The sequence below is a fragment of the Micromonospora sp. CA-249363 genome, from assembly GCF_050950185.1.
Lineage (GTDB): Bacteria > Actinomycetota > Actinomycetes > Mycobacteriales > Micromonosporaceae > Micromonospora.
Genome location: NZ_CP192020.1, coordinates 4,185,639 through 4,207,168, shown reverse-complemented (window position 1 = coordinate 4,207,168; position 21,530 = coordinate 4,185,639). Strand labels below are relative to the sequence as shown.

Genomic DNA, 21,530 nt, shown 5'->3' with positions numbered 1-21,530 from the left:
GTGGACAAGAACCAACCGGCGACCCACAGTGCCGCATGGACATGGGTCGCGGCCCTGGTCGCGGTGTTCATGGTCGCAATCGACACCCTCGTCGTCACGACGACGCTACCGGTCATCCGCACCGAGCTCGGCGCGAGCCTTGAAGATCTTGAATGGATCGTCAACGCGTACACGCTCACCTTCGCCGTCTTTCTGTTGACCGGCGCGGCGCTCGGTGACCGCTTCGGCCGGCGCAAGGTCTTCACCATCGCGCTGCTGGTCTTCACCATTGCGTCCGGGCTGGCGGGCCTCGCCGACAACATCGAATTCCTGATCGCCGCACGCGCGGTGCAGGGCCTGGGCGCCGCGGTCGTCCTGCCGCTGACGCTCACGCTGTTGGCCAGCGTGGTGCCGGCACGTCAGCGCGGTCACGCGTTCGGGCTGTGGGGCGCGATGGTGGGTCTCGGTATCGCCCTCGGACCGGTCATCGGCGGTGCGGTCACCGAAGCCTGGTCCTGGCAGTGGATCTTCTGGGTGAACGTGCCCATCGGTCTGCTGCTGCTGCCGGTGATGACGCGCGTTCGCGAGAGCCGCGGCGGCTACGGTCGCCTGGACCCGATCGGCGTCGTCCTGATCACCGCCGGCATGCTCGGCATCGTGTCCAGCCTCGTGCGGGGCAACAGCGCCGGCTGGGACAGCCCCTCCATCCTGGCGGGGTTCATCGTCGGCGGTCTCCTCGTGCTCGTGTTCATCTTCTGGCAGTCGCGGGCGCGTACGCCGATGGTGCCGCTGTCGTTGTTCCGTAGCCGAGGCTTCAGCCTCACCATGGTGGCGACGATCATCATGCCGTTCGGTGTCTTCGGCGCGGTCTTCCTCGGCACCCAGTACCTGCAGAGCATCCTCGGTTACTCACCGCTGGAGGCCGGTCTCCGCACGCTGCCGTGGACGGCCATGCCGATGATCGCGGCACCGATCTCCGGCATCCTGACCGACAAGATCGGTGGTAAGCCGCTGGTGATCCTGGGCCTGACGATGCAGGCCATCGGCGTGGGCTGGATCGGCTCGGTCGTCGGCGACCTGACGTACTCGAAGCTGGTGGTGCCGTTCGTGATCACCGGGCTCGGCCTGGGCATCTTCCTCGCGCCGATCGGCCGGTTGGCCTTCGGGTTCGCACCCGCCGAGCTGGAGGGCGTGGCTTCGGGTGTGTCCAACGCTATCCGGCAGACCGGCACCGTGATGGGGGTGTCGGTGGGCGGCGCGATCCTCGGCGCGAACGGCGGCTACGAGTCCGTGGCCACGTTCGTCAACGGTCTGGAGGAGGCTCACCTGGTGGCCGCCTCCGCGCTCGCCGTGGGCGCGGTCATCGCGTTGTTCATTCCGCACCTGCGCACACAGGGACACGGCCACGCGGTCGAGGAAGAGGAGGAGGTCCTCGCGGCGGGCGCCCCGACCTGAGCGGTTGACGGGAATCGAGGCCCCGACCGCACGGTCGGGGCCTCGGTCGCGCCAGGGGGGCTTGGCGCGCGGATCGTTCGATGGTCCGGCGGTGAACCGCCGGTGGTTGGTGTCGTAATGGCGGCAGGTTCGACGGTGGGAGCTGGTTGCGCCGCGCCGGCGTCGGGCACGGGCTCGGCGCGTCCGGGCCCTTGACCTCACCACGTCGGGATGCGGCGTCGTCGAGGGTGGCGTCGGCGTTGGCCCATGTCAACCGGGGTCGCCGATTGCCGTGCTCGCTTTCCGGTGCGACATCTCCGCCCGGCGGGCCATGCCCGTTGAGACCTATTCGAGCCGTAACGGTCTGCAACCCGACCGGTGCTGCGTGATGGCCCACCCATTTAGGGGGGGACAGCGCGGCCCTCGGCAGGATAACATCCATCGATGAACTGGCGGTACGCTAATGGGGGATGGGGCCACCAGGGATATGAAGTCATCAGCGCTAGCGGTTACGGATGTCCAGGTACTCTTCTACGAGCCAGAAGGGCTGTTATTGACAGCGGGATTATTGCCGGCGGATGTAGCTGGGCGTGAGTACCGCGTAATGTTTCAATTGAGTTACCTGGGCAGTGGTGAGATTACGGCGCATGTCGGCTTCCAACAGTGCGACGGCACCGACAAGACAGCACCCGAGTTCGTCACGGTGGAATTGCTGGGAGCGGCACGACACCGGATGCCCATCATTTGGACGGCCTCGGCATCGGTGCGTGCGGAGCAGGTGAACTGCCGGCTCATCATCTGGGGGGAACCAGCCGGCGACGACCTCCTGCGGGGGGAGTTGATCGCCGAGGTCTCCGGGCGGCTGCCCGTGTTGACGGCCAGCTGTCAGGCATCGGTGACACAGGCGGAGCTTCCCACCCGGGAACGGGTCGCCTAGACGGCTGACTGCCCTCCGTCGTGGGCGGAGGGCAGTCAGCCCTCGGGGGTAGGCGACATGGCAGCCCTTTCGCGGGTCGGCGGCCGGGTCCACCGGCCGCACGTTCTGTGATGCGGGTTATCGGGTCACGCTTGCGGTGAGGTGGCCCCCTGCCAGGGGCGTAGGCGCGGGATCCACGCCGGGACCGCCGCGCGGTAGGTGTCGTACGCGGCGCCGTATCGCCGGCGCAGGCCGGGTTCCTCGTAGAACCGTACGAACGCGGCCTGGATGAGCGCGATGGCCAACCCGTACCACAGGAGCGCGCCCTGGCCGAAGATCAGTGCCTGGCCGAGGATCGCCGTCACCACCGCGACGTACATCGGGTTGCGGACGTACCGGTAGGGCCCGCCGATCACCAGGTGTTCGGTCGGCGCCACCGGGGCCGGAGTGCCCAGACCCTCCACGACGAACCGCACGAACGACTGCAGGAGAAACGCCACGGCGGCGACCAGCATCAGCGCGCCGAGGACTCGAACCGGCTGGTAGAAGCCGAACGGTGTTTCGACCTCCCAGTCGGATATCCACCATGGACCGAGGCCGGCGACCACACCCGGCGCGGCGCAAAAGAAGACAAGACTTCCGACGACGGCCCGTGTTCGTAGCACTGCGCCATGCTACGGCCCGTGCGGGGCACCATGTCAAGGCATCGTTACGTACTGTTGTCGTTGCCTGTCCGTAGAACCTGCGTATTTCCGCACGTGGGAAGGCGATACTATGTCCTTTGCCCCCATACGATGAATAGGGCATGCGATGAACTGGGAAAGGTGAACTTGTGGGCGCGGAGGTGTCCTCGAACGGTGCTCCACGACGACGGACGGGGCGACGAGTCGGGCCGACGGTGAGCCATCAGCTCATCCTCGAGATCGCTCGTGGCCAGTTCGCGGAGCGGGGCTACGAGGGCACCACGGTGCGCACCATCGCCCAGGAGGCGGGTGTCGACAGCGCGCTGGTGCACCACTTCTTCCTCACCAAGGAAGGCCTGTTCGAGGCCGCGGTGCGTGGCGCCCTGCAGCCGCCGGACCTGGTGGAGCGGGCGATGAAGGGCCCGCGTGGCCAGGTCGGCCGGCGTGCCGTCGAGCTGTTCTTCAGCCACTGGGACGAGCCCGACACGGCGGCCCGGCTCGGCGGCATCCTGCGCTCGATGACGGCCAACGACATGGCGGCGGACGCCGTCCGTAACTTCCTCGGCGACCAGGTGATCCTCCCGCTGACCCGGGCGTTGGGCCACTCCCAGCCGGAGCTGCGCGCCGCCATGGTCGGCTCGCACCTGATCGGTCTCGCCACCACCCGGTACGTCTTCCGCGTACCGGCGATCGCCGAGCTCAGCGCCGCCGCTCTGGCCGCGGGCACGGGCAAGGCCGTCCAGACCTACCTCACGGGCGTCCTGGCCTGATCAGTCCGCCCTCAGCGGGCGGGCTCCACCGTCGTCGTGCCAGTGGCCGGCGTCGATCCTTGCGCGGCATCCCCTTGACGAACCCGCGTGGGCTTCTAGAATTCATCGAGCAGGGATGTCATCAGAAGGGGAAGAGCCGGCGGGATTCGCGGCCTCCCGGGTGACGCCCCACGGGGGAGACCATGTCCGGCGACCTGGGAGGGGTTTGTGCCGACTGACCAACGCGACGAGATACTCGGCCAACTGATGGTGTACGTGCGCCACGAGCTGATTGGCGACCAGGACGAGGCGGTCACCGGAGTCGACCTGCGCCCCGACTCGCCACTGCTGGAGTGGGGCGTTCTGAACTCGCTGAACACGGCTCGGCTCATCGCGTTCGTCCGGGCGGAGCTCGACGTCGACGTGCCGCCTTCGCACATCACGGGACGGCACTTCCGCAGTCTCGACACCATCACCGACCTGATCCTGTCGTTGCCCCGCGCCTGACAGGCCCGCCGAGGAGGCGCCATGAACACCAAGCCAGCAGAGTGGGACGTCGGCATCATCGGAGGCGGGCCCGCCGGGTCCACGGCCGCCGCGTACCTGGCCAAGGCGGGGCTCTCCGTCGTGGTCTTCGAGAGCGCGCACTTCCCTCGCGAGCACGTGGGCGAGTCGTTGGTCCCGGCCACCACGCCGGTGCTGTTGGAGACCGGGGCGATGGCCGCCGTCGAGGCCGCCGGCTTCCCGCGCAAGTTCGGCGCGGCGTGGACGTCGGCCGAGTCGCGGCCGGTGAGCCACATGGGATTCTCCAACCTCACCCACGACTTCCGGCTCGCCGAGGTCATGTTCAACGAGCGGGACCAGGCCGGCGTCGACCGGGATTACACCTTCCACGTCGACCGGGGCAAGTTCGACCAGATCCTGCTGGAGAACGCGGCGAGTCTCGGCGCGGAGGTCCACCACGGCGTGCGGGTCAACCGCGTCGACTTCGAGGGTGAGCACCCCGTGATGCACACCCGCTCCGCCGACGGGCAGCGCGAGGTGCCGGTGCGGCTGGTGATCGACGCCAGTGGCCGGAACACCACGTTGGGCAGCCAGCTCAAGGTGAAGGTCGCCGACCCGGTCTTCAACCAGTACGCGATCCACACCTGGTTCGACGGCTTCGACCGGCAGGCGCTGTCGGCGGAGGAGTCGAAGTCCGACTTCATCTTCATCCACTTCCTGCCGCTGACCGACACCTGGGTGTGGCAGATCCCCATCACCGAGACCGTCACCTCGATCGGTGTCGTCACGCAGAAGGCCCGGTTCGCCGAGGCGGCCAAGGAAGACCTGGAAGCCTTCTTCTGGGAGTGCGTGGGCAGTCGGCCCGAGCTGGAGGCGGCCCTGCGCAGCTCGGAGCAGGTGCGGCCGTTCAAGGCCGAGGGTGACTACAGCTACGCGATGAAGCAGATCTGCGGCGACAACTTCGTCATGATCGGGGACGCGGCACGCTTCGTCGATCCCATCTTCTCCACCGGCGTCAGCATCGCCCTCAACAGCGCCCGGCTGGCCTGCAACGACATCATCGCCGCCGCCGAGGCGGGCGACTTCAAGCGCGAGCGGTTCACGACGTACGAGATGCTGCTGCGGCGCGGCGTGCGTAACTGGTACGAGTTCATCTCGGCCTACTACCGGCTCAACATCTTGTTCACCGCGTTCGTCCAGGACCCGCGGTATCGCCTCGACGTGCTGAAGATGTTGCAGGGCAACATGTACGACGAGGCCGAGCCCAAGGCGCTCGTCGAGATGCGGAACGTCATCCGGGCCGTTGAGCAGGACCCCGAACATCTCTGGCATCCGTATCTCGGTGAGCTGTCGGCTCCGACGGCGGCTCCCATCTTCTGACCACAAGGGGGCCGTGCGGCCCCGGTAGGGGGGACATCAGTGAGCGTGGGCAGCAGTGTGTTCAGCGACCTGGCTGTGCACCACGTCGAATTCCACGTGACCGACGCGGTCTGGGCCGCACGCGAGCTCGCCGCGCAGTACGGCTTCGCCGTCGTCGGTTCGCGCCGCGACGAGGACCATGTGTCGGTGGCACTGCGGCAGGGCTCGACAGTTCTCGTGGTGACCGAGGGGCTCACCGACGAGCACCCGGCCAGCCTGTACGTGCAGCAGCACGGTGACGGCGTGGCCGACCTGGCGATGCGTACCCCGGATGCCAGGGCGGCGTTCGAGGTCGCGGTGTCCCGCGGGGCGCGAGCGGTGGCCGAGCCGGCCGCCCGTGACGGGTTCGTCACGGCCACGGTCGGCGGTTTCGGCGACGTGACGCATACGTTCGTGCAGCCACCCGAGGGTTCGGCCGGGCCGGTGCTGCCCGGCCTGACCCCCGGTCTTCCGGACGGGCACGTGCTCCAATCGGGTCCGGGGCCGGAGCTGGGCGTGGTCGACCACCTCGCCGTCTGCCTCGAGGCGGGCACGCTCGACCCGACCGTGGACTTCTACCGCACGGTGCTGGACTTCGACATGACGTTCGAGGAGCACATCCTGGTCGGCAACCAGGCGATGTTCTCCAAGGTGGTGCAGAGCCCGTCGCGGTTGGTCACGCTCACGCTGATCGAGCCGGACTCGTCCGCCGCCGCCGGGCAGATCGACGACTTCCTCAAGGGGCACGGTGGCCCGGGGGTGCAGCACGTGGCGCTGTGCTCCCCGGACATCGTGTCGGCGATCTCGGCGTTGACCGATCGTGGGGTGGAGTTCCTGCGCACGCCGGAGGCCTACTACGACCTGCTCGGCCAGCGCCTCGACCTCGCCAGGTACGACGTGGACCAGCTCCGGTCGCGCAACATCCTCGTCGACGAGGACCATGACGGCCAGCTGTTCCAGATCTTCGCCAGGTCCACCCATCCGCGCCGGACGTTCTTCTTCGAGGTCATCGAGCGGCTGGGTGCGCGCACCTTCGGCAGCGGAAACATCCGGGCGCTCTACGAGGCGGTCGAGGCGGAGCGGACCAAGACCCACGACGTCCTGTGACCACCGTCGCGGCCCAGGGAACCGACCTCGCCGGCCTGCTCTGCCTCGACGACGTGGCACTGGCGGCGCGGCGGGTGCTGACCGAGCCCGTCTGGGACTACGTGGCCGGGGGCAGCGGCACGGAGTCGACGTTGCGCGACAACCGGGACGCCTTCGACCGCGTGCACCTGGTCCCACGGGTGCTGGTGGGTGCGGAGGCGTGCGACCTCGGCACGGAGCTGTTGGGCACGCCGTTGGGCCTGCCCGTCGGGGTGGCGCCGATGGCCTACCAGCGGCTCCTGCACCCGGACGGTGAGGTGGCGCTCGCCGAGGCGGCCCGGGACGAGGGCGCGGTCTTCGTCGCCAGCATGCTCAGCAGCGAGCCGATCGAGCGGATCGCCGCCACCCAGGCGGCGGTCTGGATGCAGCTCTACTGGCTACGCGACCGCGCGGTGGTCGCCGATCTGGTGACCCGCGCCGAGAACGCTGGTTGCCGTGCTCTCATGCTGACGGTCGACGTGCCCCGGATGGGCCGTCGCCTGCGGGACATGCGGTCCGGGTTCACGCTGCCCGACGACGTGGTGGCCGCCAACCTGCCGCCGGAGGTCGGCGCGCCCGCGCACTCCGGCGGGCTGCACAGTTCGGCGCTGATGGTGCACACGGGTCTCGCGTTCGACCCGAAGCTGTCCTGGCGGGACCTGGAGTGGCTGCGGCGACGCACGCGTCTGCCGATCGTCGTGAAGGGCGTCCTGCACCCGGACGACGCGGTGCGCGCGGCGGACCTCGGGGTGGATGCGGTCGTGGTGTCCAACCACGGCGGCCGCCAGCTCGACGGCGCGGTGCCCAGCATCGCCGCGCTGGAGCCGGTGGTCGCGGCCGTGGCCGATCGCTGCGCAGTGCTCCTGGACAGCGGCGTCCGTGGCGGCGTGGACGTGGCACGGGCGCTGGCCCTCGGCGCCTCCGCGGTGCTGGTGGGTCGGCCCGCTCTCTGGGGGTTGGCGGTGGGTGGCCGGGCCGGGGCCCGCCGGGTGCTCTCGCTGCTGCGGACCGAGTTGGAGGATGCGATGACGATGATGGGCTGCGCCGACCTGCGGGCGCTGGGCCACGGAACCACCGTGGCCGCTGGCGGGCCGGGATCGACGACGCGGAGCCGGGCGTCCGGCGGCGCCCTCGCGGGATGGTCCCCGTGACCGGCCTGGCGGGAACGACCACGGTGGGCGCCCGCGCGCCGATCGACCTGGCCGACCTGCACGGTTCGCTGACCGACCCGGTGCTCGACTCGATGACCTTCCTCAACGAGATCGCCGGTCGCTTCCCGGACGCGGTGTCGTTCGCGGCCGGCCGGCCGTACGAGGAGTTCTTCGAGGTCGAGGCGGTGCACCGCTACCTGCGCCGCTACTGCGAGCACCTGCGTGACGAGCACGGGCTGAGCGAGCGTCAGGTCAACCGCACGCTGTTGCAGTACGGGCGGACGAAGGGCATCGTGCACGACCTGGTGGCCCGCAACCTGTCCGTGGACGAGGGGATGGACGTCGACCCGGAGTCCGTCGTGGTGACGGTGGGCGCGCAGGAGGGCATGTTCCTCGTCCTGCGGGCGTTGCGGACCGACCCTCGCGACGTGCTGCTGGCGGTCTCGCCCAACTACGTGGGCATTCGCGGGGCCGCGTCACTCGTCGACATGACCACGCTCGGCGTGCGGGACGGCCCGCGCGGGATAGACCTCGACGATCTCGCCCGGGTGGTGCGCGCCGCGCGGGCGGCGGGGCAGCGCCCCCGCGCGCTGTACCTCGTGCCCGACTTCGCCAATCCGGCCGGGGCGAGCCTGGACACCGACACCCGGGTGGCGGTGCTGCGCGCGGCCGCCGAACACGACCTGCTGATCATCGAGGACAACCCGTACGGGTTGTTCCACGCGGGCGGCGATCGGCCGACCACGCTCAAGGCCATGGACGACGAGCGTCGGGTCGTCTATCTCGGCTCGTTCGCCAAGACCGGGATGCCCGGCGCCCGGGTGGGTTACGTGGTCGCCGACCAGCAGGTGGCCGGCCCCGAGGGAACGGGCCTGCTGGCCGACGAGCTTTCCAAGATCAAGAGCATGGTGACCGTCAACACCTCGCCGCTGGCGCAGGCGGTCATCGCCGGCAAGTTGCTGGAGCACGACTGCAGCCTCGTACGCGCCAACGAGCGCGAGGCCGGCGCGTACCGGCGCAATCTGCGGCACGTGCTGGACGGCCTGGCCGCGCGCTTCCCCCGGACCGGCCCAGGCGGGGGTCAAGTCTCCTGGAACACGCCGACGGGCGGCTTCTTCCTGGTGGTGACGGTGCCGTTCGTGGTGGACGACGCGCTGCTGGAGCGCTCCGCGCGCGAGTTCGGTGTGTTGTGGACGCCGATGCACCACTTCTACGCCGACGGAGGTGGCCGTCACCAACTGCGCCTGTCGGTCAGCCTTCTGCAGCCGCCGCAGATCGAGCAGGGGCTCGATCGGCTGGCGGCCCTGATCACGGAGATGAGGCCGGTATGAACGCACCCATCATGCCGCTGGCGGGCGGGCAGGTCGTGATCCTGCTCGTCCAGATCGCGTCCCTGCTCCTGCTGGGTCTCGCCCTCGGGCGGTTGGTGGCGCGTTTCGGGCTGCCGCCGATCGTGGGCGAGCTGATGGCCGGCGTGGTGCTCGGGCCGTCGCTGCTCGGCCACGCCGCCCCGGCGGTCCACGACTGGCTGTTCCCCGCCGACCCCGCACAGATGCACCTGCTGGACGCGGTCGCCCAGATCGGCGTCCTCCTGCTGGTCGGAGTGGCCGGCATCGAGTTGGACACCCGGATCGTCCGCCGCCGTGGCACGTCCGCCGTCCGGATCAGCCTGGGCGGCCTGCTCATCCCGATCGGCTTCGGCATCCTGATCGGTTACCTGGCCCCGGCCGTCCTGATACCGGACACCACCGAACGCCCGGTGTTCGCGCTCTTCCTCGCCGTGGCCATGTGCGTGACGGCGATCCCCGTGATCGCCAAGACGTTGGCGGACATGAAGCTGATCCACCGCGACGTCGGGCAATTGATCATGACGTCCGGCATGGTCGACGACGCCGTCGGCTGGTTCCTGTTGTCGGTCGTGTCGGCCATGGCGACCGTCGGTGTACGCGCCAACCAGGTCGCACTGTCGCTGCTGCTGCTGGTGGCGTTCGTGGTCGCCGCGATCGTCGTCGGCCGGCCGCTGGTGCGCGGCGCGCTGCGGCTCGCCGGCCGCTCCACCGAGAGCGGGCCGACAATCGTCACGGCCGTGATCATCGTCCTCGCCGGCGCGGCGATCACCCAGTCGCTGCACATGGAGGCGGTGTTCGGCGCGTTCGTCGCCGGCATCCTCGTCGGGCAGGCGATCCGGGAACGGCGGGCGGTCCTGGCCCCCCTGCGGACCATCGTGCTCACCGTGCTGGCACCGATCTTCCTGGCCTCCGCCGGCCTGCGGATGGACCTCGGCGTGCTGCTCGACCGCGATGTGGCCATCGCCGCCGTCGTGGTGCTGGCGGCGGCGATCCTCGGCAAGTTCACGGGGGCGTACCTGGGTGCGCGGTCCAGCCGGCTCGGCCACTGGGAGTCCCTGGCCGTCGGCGCCGGCATGAACGCCCGGGGCGTCGTCGAGATCGTCGTCGCGATGGTGGGGTTGCGGCTCGGCGTCCTGGACATCGCCACCTTCACGATCATCGCCCTCGTCGCGATCGTCACGTCGATGATGGCGCCGCCGCTGCTGCGCCTGGCGATGTCCCGGGTGGCGCACAGCGCCGACGAACTCCTGCGCAAGGCCGACCACGAGGAGCAGTGGTCGACCGGACCGGTCGTCCGGCCGGCGGGGACGGGCGCCCCGCCGGCCGCCTAGAAATCAACCGAGCACGCCGGCGGGGCCGATGGGATCGGCCTCGCCGGCATCGTGCAGCGCGAGGATGGCCTCGGCCGCGTTCGCAGGCCCGTCGGTGTCCGCGTACCAGCGCTGGACCCGCTCGGCCGCCTTCCGGTAGGACGGGTCGGCCAGCATCTCCGCGGCGAGCGGGGCCAGCCTCGCGCCCACGTGCCTCGGCGCCAGCAGGCGTGCCGCGCCGACCCGTTCCAGCAGCGCGAGATTGAGGTCCTGCTCAGGTTGCAGCGGGAAGCCGAGCACCGGCGTGCCACCGGACATCGCCGTCTGCACGCTGCCCTGCCCACCGGCGGTGATCGCCAGGTCCACCTCCGGCATGATCAGGTGGCTGGGCAGCACACCGCCGACCATGACCCGGTCGCCGGCCATGTCGTGCAGGTCGTGATGGGTGCCGGCGACCAGCACCCGCACCGGCAGGGTGGCGACGGTCGTCACCACGCGTCGCACGAAGCCGACCTCGGCCGAATTGACCGCCACGTAGACGACCGGCCCCGGCTCGGCGAGGAAACGGGCGACCCGCTCCGGCAACGGCAGGTCGAGCCGCGCGTAGAGCGGCCCGACGCAGCGCAGCCGGGTGCTCGCCCGGTAGCCGGACCGGCCGTCCGGCCGCCAGTCGGCCACCTCGGTGGCGGACACGCCCAGCACCTCCGGCACCTCCGGAATGAGCGCCAGGTCGCCGAGGACGAGCGCGGCGAGGCTGGGCACGGGTGGTACGCCCAGGTCGGCGGCCAGCCGGTTGAACCCGCCGCAGTAGAAGCCGACCCGGGATGGCAGGGAGTTGGACAACCACCGCAGCAGCGGCGACGGCAGCAGGCCGAAGTGCGCCTGGCTCGGCGCCGGCAGCATGCCGCGCTCGAACAGCGGCGGTACCCAACTGCCGGCGTGCTCGGTGACCAGCCGGGCGCCGGCCAGCCGGGTCGACAGCAGGGTGGTCAGCGTGAAGCCGGTGACCACCGTGCGGATGTCGTGCCGGCGGAAGTACTCGGTCTCGGCGGTGACGTAGTCACGCATCTCCCGGTCGGTGTACATGCTCTGACCGACGTACCCCATGCCGATCTCGTCGCGGATGAACCGTTCGCACCGCTGCGGCGTCATCCGTTCACCGACGATGTCGTACGGGACGCCGACGTCACGGAGCACGTGCTCGTAGGTGCCGCCGTGCGTGGCGATGCGGGCGGTCACCCCACGCTGGCGCAGCGCCCGGTAGATCTCCAACATGCGCGAGGTGGCGGACAGGAAGCCGCAGTGCGGCATGAGGCAGATCATGCGGTCGTCGCCTCCGGAAGGGGGTCGGCCTCCGGGAGCGGGTCGGCCGCCGGCGACGGGCCGACGCCGCGGGCCACCGCGCGGACCTCGTCCAGCACCCGGGCGACCGGCACGTCGGCGCGCCGGGCGACCGCCAGGGCGTCGTCGTACTCCGGTTGCACACTGACCAGACGGTCACCCAGGTAGCCGCGCTTGACCCGTACGGCGGTGTCGCCGTACGGCATGGCGATCTGGTCGCGGCGCAGCCGACGTCGCTGCACGGTGGACACCCGCACGCCGAGCGTGCCCGTGTAGGTGAACACCAGCCGGCAGACCAGGTCGAGCTGCGCCGGCGCGGCCAGCACGCTGAGCAGTTGCCCCGGCCGCCCCTTGCGCATCAGCACCGGCGTGCACCAGGCGTCCGCCGCGCCCACGGCCCGCAGTTGCTCCAGCAGATCCGGCCAGATCCGAGGGTCCACGTCGTCGATGGTGGTGTCGACCCGGTGCAGCGGTTCGCCCTGCCAGGGCGTGTCGTCCGCGTCCGGGACCGCCGAGGCGCCCACCAGCACCCGCAGGATGTTGGGGTGGCCGGCCGGGTCCCTGGTGCCGGCGCCGACCCCGACCGCGCGGGGCACCAACGCCGGTGGCGGCCCCCAGCCGGTGGCCAGTGTGGCGAGCAGGGCGGCGCCCGACGGTGTGCACAGCTCCATCGCGGCCGGATGGGCGGCGATCGGGGCGCCCGCGCCGGAGAGGATCTCCAGGACGGCGGGTACGGGCACCGGCATCGGGCCGTGCTCGGTGCGGACCACGCCGGAGCCCACCGCGACCGGGCCGACCACCCGGATCGGAGCGTCGAGGAGGCCCAGGTCGGCGAGCGCGAGCGCGCAACCGACCAGGTCGACCACCGCGTCGAGGGCGCCGACCTCGTGGAAGTGGATGTCCGCCAGGGGTACGCCGTGCACCCGCGCCTCGGCATGCGCGAGGGTGGTGAAGGCGGCGACCGCGAAGTCGTGCACCGCCGGCGGGAGCGCCGCCCGGTCGATGATCGCGGTCACCGCGGCGAGATCGCGGTGGGTGCCGCTGTCGGGCGCCGTGACGACCAGGTGGGCGGCGCGCAGGCCGTGTCGGCGTACGCTCTCCAGCTTCAGCGTCACCGGCTCCACCGCGAGTCGCGCCACGCCCTGCTCGACGGCGGACAGGCTCGCGCCGGCGTCGAGCAGCGCCGCCAGCAGCATGTCGCCGGCGGCGCCGTTGCTGGGGTCCACCCAGAGGGCGGTGGTCGATGCCGGCGGGTTGGTTCCGTCGGCCGTCGCCTGCGCCTCAGCCATTCGCGCCTGCGCAGCTCGGCGTGCGGCGGGCGATCCGGGCGGCGGCGACGCCCGCGCCGAAGCCGTTGTCCACGTTGACGGTCAGCACACCGGGGGCGCACGAGTTGAGCATGCCGAGCCATGCCGTCAGGCCGTCCAGGTGCCAGCCGTACCCGACGCTGGTCGGCACCGCGATCAGCGGGCTGCCGACCAGTCCACCGAGGACCGACGGCAGCGCGGCCTCCATCCCGGCGATGGCCACCACCACGTCGGCGCGGGCGATGCGGTCCCGCTCGGCCAGCAACCGGTGCAGGCCGGCCACCCCGACGTCCACCACGAGATCGGCCCGGGCGCCGAAGACCGCCACGGTGGCCGCGCACTCGCGGGCGACCGGCAGGTCGCTCGTGCCGCCGCAGGCGATGGCGACCGTGCCCACGGGCGTGCGTGCGGGACCCACCACCGCGGTCCGGGACACCGGATCCACCACGTCGGCGCCGAACTCGTCGGCGCACCGCGCCATGGTGGCGTCGGTGAGCCGGGTGGCGAGGATCGGCGTGTCGGGGTGGGCGACGCGCAACGCGTGCATCGCCCCGGTCACCTGTTCAGGGGTTTTGCCCGCGCCGTACACCACTTCGGGGTCGCCGGTGCGCGACAGACGGTCCACGTCCATCCGTGCGAATCCTAGGTCGATGAATTCCGGTGCGGACACCTCACGCTCCTTCCAGTACTGTCGAGCTGTGAGACCTGATGGATGGGCCTGGGGGGCCGCGGATCAGCTCGTCGCGGAATTCACACGATACGGCAAAACGCTCGTCGCATTCTCCGGTGGCGTGGACTCCAGCGTCGCCGTCGCGGCGGCGGTGCGGGCTCTGGAACCGGCCGACGTCGCTGCGGTGACAGCGGTTTCGGCAGCTGTCCCCGCCGCCGAGGTCGCCGCGGCCCGCGACTTCTGCGCCCGGCTCGGCGTGGCGCACCACGTCCTCGGCACCCGCGAGCTGGAGGTCGAGGGCTACCGCGAGAACGGCCCGCGCCGGTGCTACTTCTGCAAGAGCACGCTCATCGACACCGTGCGCGAGCTGGCTGACCGGCTCGGCTTCACGACCGTGGTGACCGGCACCAACGCCTCGGACCTGGCCGCCGGGTTCCGGCCGGGGATCGCCGCCGCGGCCGAGCGCGCGGCCCGCACGCCGCTTGCGGACCTCGGGCTGGACAAGCCGGCGGTACGCGCGATCGCGGCGCTCTGGGGGCTCGACACGGCAGCCAAGCCGGCCGCCGCGTGTCTGGCCAGCCGGATCGCGTTCGGCGTGCCCATCTCGCCGGCTCGACTGGCCCGGGTGGAGATGGCCGAGCTGGCCGCCCGCCGCCTGCTGGACCCGCACGGGGTCGTCGACCTGCGGGTCCGTGACCTGGGCGACGGCGTACGCCTCGAGGTCGACGCGCCCGTCGTGGAACGGGCCCGCGCCGACCAGCGGCTCGCCGCCGCCATCCGGGCGGCCGGCTTCCCCGACGTGCCGCTCACCGTGGAGGCGTTCCGTTCCGGATCGATGAACGAGCTGCTCGACGATCCGGACCGCTGGCGCTGACCGAGGGCGTCGTTTTTTCCGCGAATCGGTGGGCTGACGCGCGGCCCGTTTGACGCTATCCTCATCTGGTGAATTACAACCCGGGTGACCGACCCGCCACGCCGAACTGGTCTCTCGATGGTGCCCACGTCCTGCTCACCGGGGTGACCGGGTTCCTCGGGCAGGCAGCGCTGGAACGGCTTCTCGCCGACCACCCCAACACCCGAGTGACGGTGCTGGTGCGCGGTCGCGGCGCGACGTCGGGCGCCGACCGCGTCGCCGGCCTGGGCCGCAAGCCGGTGTTCCGCACGCTGCGCCGCCGGATCGGCGGGCCGGCGCTCACGCAACTGCTGGCCGAGCGGGTCAGCGTTCTCGAAGGCGACCTCACCGGCTCGGTGCCGGCGCTGCCGGACGACCTGACCGCCGTCCTGCACTGCGCGTCCACCGTGTCCTTCGACCCGCCCATCGACGAGGCGTTCCAGGTTAACGTCGGCGGCCTGGTCAACCTCTACGACGCGGTCGTCGCACTGCCGCGACGCCCGCACGTGGTCCACGTCTCCACGGCGTACGTGGCCGGCGCCCGCAAGGGCGTGGTTCCGGAGGCCCCGCTGGACCACGACGTCGACTGGCAGGCCGAGCTGACCGCCGCGCTGGCTGCCCGCGCCGAGGTGGAGCGCGCCTCCCGCCGTCCGGAGGCGCTCCGGGCGCTCCTGGCCGAGGCCCGCGCCGAGCACGGCAAGGCCGGCCCGCAGGCGACGGCGCGGGCCGCCGAGGAGGCACGGCGTCGCAAGGTGACCGAGCGGCTGGTCGACTACGGTCGGCTGCGCGCGCACAGCGTCGGCTGGCCGGACGTCTACACGTTCACCAAGGCGCTGGGGGAGCGGGTCGCCGAGCAGTACGCCCGCGACGAGGGGCTGCGCCTCTCCGTGGTGCGCCCGGCGATCGTGCAGAGCGCGCTGCGTCACCCGTTTCCCGGGTGGTTCGACTCCTTCAAGATGGTGGACCCGATCATCCTGTCGTACGGGCGCGGCACGCTTCCCGACTTCCCGGGCCTGCCCGACGCGGTGGTGGACATCGTCCCCATCGACCTGGTCACCAACGCCCTGCTGGCGGTCGCGGCCGTCGAGCCGGAGCCCGCCGCGCCGGTCTACTACCACGTCGGCACCGGCGCGCGGAACCCGCTCACCCAACGCCAGCTCGACGAGAACATCCGCAACTACTTCCGCCGTCACCCGCTGCCCGAGGCGGGCCGGGGTCACATCGCGGTGCCGACCTGGCGCTTCCCCGGCGCGAGCCAGATCGAGCGCAGGCTGCGCGCCGGTGAGCGTGCCGTGTCCTTCGCCGAACGGGCGCTCCTGCGACTGCCAGCCTCGCCGCGCACCCGCGACTGGATGACGAAGGTGCACAAGGAAACCAAGCGGATCGAGTCGCTGCGCCGGCTGTCCGACCTCTACGGCGTCTACACCGAGGTCGAGGCCATCTACACCGACAGCAACGTGCTGGCGCTGCACCAGCAGGTGCCCGAGGAGGTCGTCAGCCGGGGCAGCTTCGACGTCGCCGAGGTGGACTGGCCGCACTACCTCCAGGAGGTGCACTGCCCGGCCATCACCGCGCTGCTGCGGCAGTCGGTGACCCGGCGTCCCCGTTCCGGCGCGCGTGGGCCGCTGCCCGAGGGTCGCGACACGGTGGCGGTCTTCGACCTGGAGGGCACGGTGGTGGCGTCCAACCTCATCGAGACCTTCCTGTGGGCCCGCCTGTCCGACCGCCCGAAGGGCGGCTGGGCCAAGGAACTCGCGGCGCTCGCCGGCGCCGCGCCGCGTTACCTGCGCGCCGAACAGCGCAGCCGGGGCGAGTTCATCCGGACCTTCATGCGGCGGTACGCCGGCGCCTCCGAGGAGGCGCTGCGCGATCTGATCCGTGAACGGATGGGTGACGCGCTGCTGCGGCGGGCGCTGCCGGAGGCGATCCGGCAGATCCGGGCCCACCGTGCGGCCGGCCACCGCACCATCCTGATCACCGGCACCGCGGACATCCTCATCGAGTCGCTGCGACCGCTCTTCGACGACGTGGTCGCGAGCCGGTTGCACGTGCGCGACGGCGTCCTGACCGGCTTTCTGGCCTCACCGCCGTTGGTGGGCGAGGCCCGCCTGGCCTGGCTCCGCCACCACGCCGACGACATCGGCGCGGACCTGCGCAGCTCGTACGCGTACGGCGACAGTTTCTCCGACCGATCACTTCTTGAGGGGGTGGGCAACCCGGTGGCCGTCAACCCCGATCCCAAGCTGTACCGCCACGCGAAGCGCCAGAACTGGCGCATCGAGGAGTGGGGCGGGCACACGGTCGGCGCGGTCGAGACCATGGTCGAGCTGACCACCTCGGCCGCCGGCCCCGGCGCGCGGGGAGCGGACCGATGATGCCGGCCCTGGAGTACCGCCAGTCGACTCCCCGCTTCCTTGCCGCCCGGGGCGCCAGTTCCACCAAACTCGGCGGCCGGATGTCCGGGGTGCTCGCCAGCAACGTCGCGCCCCTGCGCCTGGTGCACCGGGCCGAGCCCAGCCTGCCGTCAGGCGACTGGGTCCGGCTGCGACCGCTGCTCTCCGGCATCTGCGGCTCGGACGTCAGCCTGCTGACGGGCCGCTCGTCGCCGTACTTCGGCGCGGTCGTGTCGATGCCCTTCGTGCCGGGGCACGAGGTTGTCGCGGAGACCCTGGACGACCTGCCCAACCTGCCCAAGGGCAGCCGCGTGGTGGTCGACCCGGTGCTGTCCTGCGCCGTACGCGGCGGGGAGCCCTGCCGCTGGTGTCTCGCGGGGCAGCACAGCCGGTGTGACCGGGTGACCGCCGGTCGTGTCTCCGCCGGCCTGCAGACCGGCTACTGCACGGACACCGGCGGTGGCTGGGGTCGGCAGATGGTCGCACACGCGGCCCAGCTGCACGCCGTACCGGACGCGATGGACGACCGCCGGGCGGTGCTCGTGGAGCCGCTGGCCTGCGCGGTGCACTCGGTCCACCGCGCGCAGGTGCCGGCCGGGGCGGCCGTGCTGATCGTCGGCGCCGGCACGGTCGGCCTGTTGACTCTGCTGGCGTTGCGGGCCCTGACCAAGGCCGGCCCCATCTACGTGGTCGCCAAGCACGCGCACCAGCACGCCCGGGCCCGCGAGCTCGGGGCCACCGAGGTGTTCCAGCCGTCCCGCGCGGCTCGCGCGGTGCGGCGCGCCTGTGGCGGGACGCTGGAGCAACCCATGATCGGCGGCGACTTCCTCCTCGGCGGGGCGGACGTGGCCTTCGAGTGCACCGGTGCCGGGGCCGGCCTGGACATGGCGTTGCGGCTGGTCCGGGCCGGTGGCACCGTGCTGCTGTCCGGCATGCCCTCCGGCGGGGTGGATCTGACACCCGTCTGGTTCCGAGAGCTGAACCTCGTCGGGTCGTACGCCTCCAGCGGCAGCGCGGCGGCGAGCCCGACCGCCGAGCCCGACGCCGATGCGCAGGAGACGGGCGAGCACGTCGGCGGCACGTTCGCCGAGGCGATGGCGCTGGCCGCCGAGGCGCCCCTGGACGGCTACGTCGACGCGATCTATCCGCTGTCGCGGTGGCGCGAGGCGCTCGGCCACGCCGCCAAGGCTGGGCAGTTGGGCGCCGTCAAGGTCGCCTTCGACCCCAGTCGCAACTGAATGAGCAGCCTGACGCACACGCACGAGCCGGAACGACGAAAGGACATTTCATGAGCAGACCTGGCTTCGTGCTCGAGGTCGACGAGCGTACGCCGCCGCTGCTCGTCCATCAGGGGGAGGGTTTCCTCCTCGAGCGGTTCCCGCTCGGCACGCGGGTGGTGTACCCGCCGGACTCGCTTCCGCCCATCGCCAACGTCGACGCCGCCATCCAGCGCGCGCTGCTGCACCCGGTGGACTCGCCGCCGCTGCCCGACCTGCTACGCCCCGGGATGCGGTTGACGATCGTCTTCGACGACCTGTCGCTCCCGTTGCCGCAGATGCGCCCGCCGGACATCAGGCAGCGGGTGATCGAGAACGTGCTGGAGCTCGCCGCCGAGGCCGGTGTGGACGACGTCGAGCTGATCGCGGCGAACTCGCTGCACCGGCGGATGACGCCGGCCGAGCTGAAGCGGATCGTCGGCGAGCGGGTCTTCCGCGCGTTCTTCCCGAAGCATCTGAAGAATCATGACGCCGAGGATCCGGACGGTCTGGTCCACCTCGGCACCACCCCCCACGGCGAGGACGTGGAGATCAACCGGCGGGCGGCCGAGAGCGATCTCATCGTCTACGCCAACATCAACCTCACCGCGATGAGCGGCGGCAGCAAGTCGGTCACCGTGGGGCTCGGCTCCTACAAGAGTCTGCGCCACCACCACAACGTCCACACGCTGCGCCACTCGCGTTCCTTCAACGACCCTCCGAACTCGGCCATGCACCACTCGTACGACCGGATGGCCGAGGTGCTGGGCGAGGCGGTCAAGGTCTTCACGGTCGAGACCACGCTGAACCTCGACTCGTTCCCCAACCAGGTCGGCTTCCTCAACAAGCGCGAGTGGGAGTGGGGGATCGGCGACCAGCTCTCCTACCTGGCCGCCAAGCGGGCCAACGATCTGACGCCGGCCAAGCTGCGCCGACGCGTCTGGCAGAACAACGACGCGCCGTACGGGGTGACCGGGGTCAACGCGGGCCGGCCGGACTCGGTCCACCCGCTCACGCTCGCCAACGTGCACCGTCAGCAGCTCACCGAGGTGCAGGGTCAGAGTGACATCGGCGTGTGGGGACTGCCCTTCATCTGCCCGTACAACGTCAACTCGATCATGAACCCGATCCTGGTGATGTCGCTGGGCCTGGGCTACTTCTTCAACCTCTACCGCAACCAGCCCATCGTGCGGCGCGGCGGGGTCGGCATCTTCTACCACCCGATGCCCAAGGAGTTCCACCCGGTGCACCACCCCAGCTACATCGACTTCTTCGAGGAGGTCCTGCCGCAGACCACCGACCCGGCGGCGATCGAGGCGAAGTACGAGCAGCAGTACGCGCAGGACCCCTGGTACCGGCACCTGTACCGGACCAGCTACGCGTACCACGGCGTGCACCCGTTCTACATGTGGTACTGGGGAGCGCACGCGATGGAGCACCTCGGCGACGTGATCTTCGTCGGCGCCGACCGGAAGACGGCGGCGGTGATGGGCTTCCGGGCGGCGTCCTCGCTCGCCGACGCGTTGGAGATGGCGCGCGACACCGTCGGGTCGAGCCCGAGCATCACCTACCTGCACGCCCCGCCGGTGACGCTGGCGGACGTCCGATGACCCGGGAGGCGACGTGCGCCTGATCGACGAGGTGAGGCTGCTGCGCGGCCGCCGCGACTGGCGTGGCCGGGCGACGACCCCTCGCTCCGCCGAGCCGTACGAGATCCGCCGCGAGCGTGCCGAGTTCCCCACCGCCTGGGCGCGTACCCGGGCGGCGGGGGCGGTCCGCTTCGGCCTCCAGCGGGGCGTGCTCAAGTCGGTGGCCTGGACACAGACCCATCCGGTCATCCGCGGCACCGAGTACCTCGACGGTCTGCAGGGGCCCGCCGTCTTCGTCTCCAACCACGCGAGTCACCTGGACACGCCGCTGATCCTCGGCTCGGTGCCCCGCCGGTTCGCGCGGCGGCTGGCCGTCGGGGCCGCCGCCGACTACTTCTTCGACGCACGCTGGCGCGCGGTCGTGACGTCGCTGGTGTTCAACGCGTTCCCGATCGAGCGGCAGGGCGACCGGCGGCTGCGCAGCCTCGCCACCAAGCTGCTCGGCGACGGTTGGAGCCTGCTGCTGTTCCCGGAGAGCAGCAGGTCCACCGACGGTTGGATGAGCGGGATGCGGTTGGGCGCGGCGCACCTGTGCTGCACGCACAACGTGCCGGCGGTGCCGGTGGCGCTGCGGGGCACGTTCGGTGCCATGCCGCGGGGCCGGAACTGGCCGGTGCCGGGCCGGCGTACCGTCGTGGTGCGCTACGGCCGGCCACTGTGGCCCCGGGAGGGCGAGGGAGCGCGGGCGTTCCACGAGCGGATGACCGCCGCGATCGGTCGACTGTGGGTGGAGGAGGAGGTCGGCTGGTACCGCTCACTGCGGACCGCGCCGGCCGCCGCGGTCGCGTCCACTGCCGGGCCGCAGGCCGCCGAGTGGCGGCGGCTGTGGGAGTCGACGCGCCCGCTTCCCGCGGCCGACGGCCGCCCGGCCCGTCGCATCTGGCCGACCAGCCGGTCCTGACCGGGCAGCACCGCCACCACCGGTCAGGGAATCCGCCGCCGGGCTACGGCCGCTCGCGCGGGAGGTCGGTGGGTGCCGGCCCGGCGACCGCGTCGCCGGGCCGGAGACGGTACGCGGCGAAGAAGACCGCCAGTCCCACCACGACGGCGCCGGCCAACAGGGCGTTCTCCGCGACGCTGTCGACGGTCGGCAGCGCCTCCGCGTGGGCCAGGTGGAACAGCAGGTGTGGCGTGTTCGCGACAACCGACGCGGCCGCTGCGGCGAGACACAACTCCCGCACCGGCCGCGCGGCCGCCCATCCGAGGACGACCGCCAACGCCAGGTAGGCGTAGCCCAGGTCGGACAACAGGTGCTCGTTGTACGGGCCACCGGCGGCCACCCAGCCCGCGCCGAACGGGAACCAGTCGAAGAACCACCGTGGCGCGACGGACGCCGGCACGCCGAGGGCGAGCATCTGCGCGGCCAGTAGTGCCGAACCGATCCGAATCCACCGCATGGGGCTCTTCCTGGGCTCTTCTGCGTC

Annotated in this window: 18 protein-coding genes and 1 pseudogene; 14 read left to right on the top strand and 5 right to left on the bottom strand. The window is 71.3% G+C overall.

The window, feature by feature from the left end; genetic code table 11:
* Together ACQPZK_RS19095 and ACQPZK_RS19090 are read left to right on the top strand one after the other, a co-directional pair.
* Positions 1-1,434 (top strand): DHA2 family efflux MFS transporter permease subunit, encoded by a 1,434-nt coding sequence (locus ACQPZK_RS19095; RefSeq protein ID WP_433534291.1) that lies wholly within the window; start codon positions 1-3, stop codon positions 1,432-1,434.
* A 592-nt stretch (positions 1,435-2,026) separates the two neighbouring features.
* The gene (locus ACQPZK_RS19090; protein WP_433534290.1) at positions 2,027-2,350 is read left to right on the top strand and encodes a hypothetical protein; all 324 of its coding nucleotides are present in this window, start codon (positions 2,027-2,029) and stop codon (positions 2,348-2,350) included.
* A 125-nt stretch (positions 2,351-2,475) separates the two neighbouring features.
* On the opposite strand, the gene ACQPZK_RS19085 is transcribed toward ACQPZK_RS19090, so the two are convergent.
* Positions 2,476-2,994: a methyltransferase family protein gene (locus tag ACQPZK_RS19085; protein WP_433534289.1), complete on the bottom strand. Its 519-nt coding sequence runs from the start codon at positions 2,992-2,994 to the stop codon at positions 2,476-2,478.
* A gap of 233 nt (positions 2,995-3,227) precedes the next feature.
* On the opposite strand from ACQPZK_RS19085, the gene ACQPZK_RS19080 reads away from it, so the two are divergent.
* From ACQPZK_RS19080 to ACQPZK_RS19050, 7 genes and pseudogenes are all read left to right on the top strand, one after another.
* Positions 3,228-3,782 (top strand): TetR family transcriptional regulator, encoded by a 555-nt coding sequence (locus ACQPZK_RS19080; RefSeq protein ID WP_433534288.1) that lies wholly within the window; start codon positions 3,228-3,230, stop codon positions 3,780-3,782.
* Positions 3,783-3,989: 207 nt separating this feature from the next.
* Positions 3,990-4,268 carry a phosphopantetheine-binding protein gene (locus tag ACQPZK_RS19075; RefSeq protein ID WP_355047938.1) on the top strand — a complete coding sequence of 93 codons (279 nt, stop codon included), beginning with the start codon at positions 3,990-3,992 and terminating at the stop codon, positions 4,266-4,268.
* Between the two features lie 21 nt (positions 4,269-4,289).
* Positions 4,290-5,645 carry an NAD(P)/FAD-dependent oxidoreductase gene (locus tag ACQPZK_RS19070; RefSeq protein WP_433534287.1) on the top strand — a complete coding sequence of 452 codons (1,356 nt, stop codon included), beginning with the start codon at positions 4,290-4,292 and terminating at the stop codon, positions 5,643-5,645.
* Between the two features lie 45 nt (positions 5,646-5,690).
* Entirely contained in the window at positions 5,691-6,770 is a 1,080-nt protein-coding gene (hppD, locus tag ACQPZK_RS19065; RefSeq protein WP_433534286.1) for a 4-hydroxyphenylpyruvate dioxygenase, read from the top strand.
* Positions 6,767-7,846 (top strand): annotated as a pseudogene (locus ACQPZK_RS19060) (alpha-hydroxy acid oxidase); the annotation flags it as partial. The gene hppD and the pseudogene ACQPZK_RS19060, both read left to right, overlap by 4 nt.
* Before the next feature lie 80 nt (positions 7,847-7,926).
* Positions 7,927-9,270, top strand: coding sequence for a PLP-dependent aminotransferase family protein (locus ACQPZK_RS19055; protein ID WP_433534285.1), 1,344 nt, complete (start codon positions 7,927-7,929; stop codon positions 9,268-9,270).
* On the top strand, positions 9,267-10,619 hold the full coding sequence (locus tag ACQPZK_RS19050) for a cation:proton antiporter (RefSeq protein ID WP_433534284.1): 1,353 nt from the start codon (positions 9,267-9,269) through the stop codon (positions 10,617-10,619). The genes ACQPZK_RS19055 and ACQPZK_RS19050 overlap by 4 nt, the downstream gene beginning before the upstream one ends.
* 3 nt (positions 10,620-10,622) lie before the next feature.
* Here ACQPZK_RS19050 and ACQPZK_RS19045 read toward each other — a convergent pair whose 3' ends face one another.
* From ACQPZK_RS19045 to larB, 3 genes are read right to left on the bottom strand one after another with little or no spacing between them, the layout of a single operon-like run.
* Positions 10,623-11,909 (bottom strand): glycosyltransferase, encoded by a 1,287-nt coding sequence (locus ACQPZK_RS19045; protein WP_433534283.1) that lies wholly within the window; start codon positions 11,907-11,909, stop codon positions 10,623-10,625.
* Between the two features lie 8 nt (positions 11,910-11,917).
* Complete coding sequence (gene larC / locus ACQPZK_RS19040) at positions 11,918-13,228, bottom strand: nickel pincer cofactor biosynthesis protein LarC (protein ID WP_433534282.1); 1,311 nt, start codon at positions 13,226-13,228, stop codon at positions 11,918-11,920.
* A complete protein-coding gene (gene larB, locus ACQPZK_RS19035) occupies positions 13,221-13,877 on the bottom strand; it encodes a nickel pincer cofactor biosynthesis protein LarB (RefSeq protein ID WP_433534281.1) in 657 nt (218 codons plus the stop codon). Before larB ends, larC begins: the two co-directional genes overlap by 8 nt.
* A gap of 160 nt (positions 13,878-14,037) precedes the next feature.
* Between larB and ACQPZK_RS19030 the strand changes: the two genes are divergently transcribed.
* The 5 genes from ACQPZK_RS19030 to ACQPZK_RS19010 all read left to right on the top strand — a co-directional run bounded on the left by ACQPZK_RS19030 (position 14,038) and on the right by ACQPZK_RS19010 (position 21,007).
* Complete coding sequence (locus ACQPZK_RS19030) at positions 14,038-14,790, top strand: ATP-binding protein (protein ID WP_433534280.1); 753 nt, start codon at positions 14,038-14,040, stop codon at positions 14,788-14,790.
* 68 nt (positions 14,791-14,858) lie between these two features.
* Complete coding sequence (locus ACQPZK_RS19025) at positions 14,859-17,183, top strand: HAD-IB family hydrolase (RefSeq protein WP_433534279.1); 2,325 nt, start codon at positions 14,859-14,861, stop codon at positions 17,181-17,183.
* Positions 17,180-18,439, top strand: a complete 1,260-nt coding sequence (locus ACQPZK_RS19020; protein WP_433534278.1) for a zinc-dependent alcohol dehydrogenase — start codon at positions 17,180-17,182, stop codon at positions 18,437-18,439. The genes ACQPZK_RS19025 and ACQPZK_RS19020 overlap by 4 nt, the downstream gene beginning before the upstream one ends.
* A 50-nt stretch (positions 18,440-18,489) precedes the next feature.
* Positions 18,490-20,067: a lactate racemase domain-containing protein gene (locus tag ACQPZK_RS19015; RefSeq protein ID WP_433534277.1), complete on the top strand. Its 1,578-nt coding sequence runs from the start codon at positions 18,490-18,492 to the stop codon at positions 20,065-20,067.
* A gap of 13 nt (positions 20,068-20,080) precedes the next feature.
* A complete protein-coding gene (locus tag ACQPZK_RS19010) occupies positions 20,081-21,007 on the top strand; it encodes a lysophospholipid acyltransferase family protein (protein WP_433534276.1) in 927 nt (308 codons plus the stop codon).
* A 43-nt stretch (positions 21,008-21,050) separates the two neighbouring features.
* On the opposite strand, the gene ACQPZK_RS19005 is transcribed toward ACQPZK_RS19010, so the two are convergent.
* On the bottom strand, positions 21,051-21,503 hold the full coding sequence (locus tag ACQPZK_RS19005) for a hypothetical protein (RefSeq protein WP_433534275.1): 453 nt from the start codon (positions 21,501-21,503) through the stop codon (positions 21,051-21,053).
* Positions 21,504-21,530 lie beyond the last annotated feature (27 nt).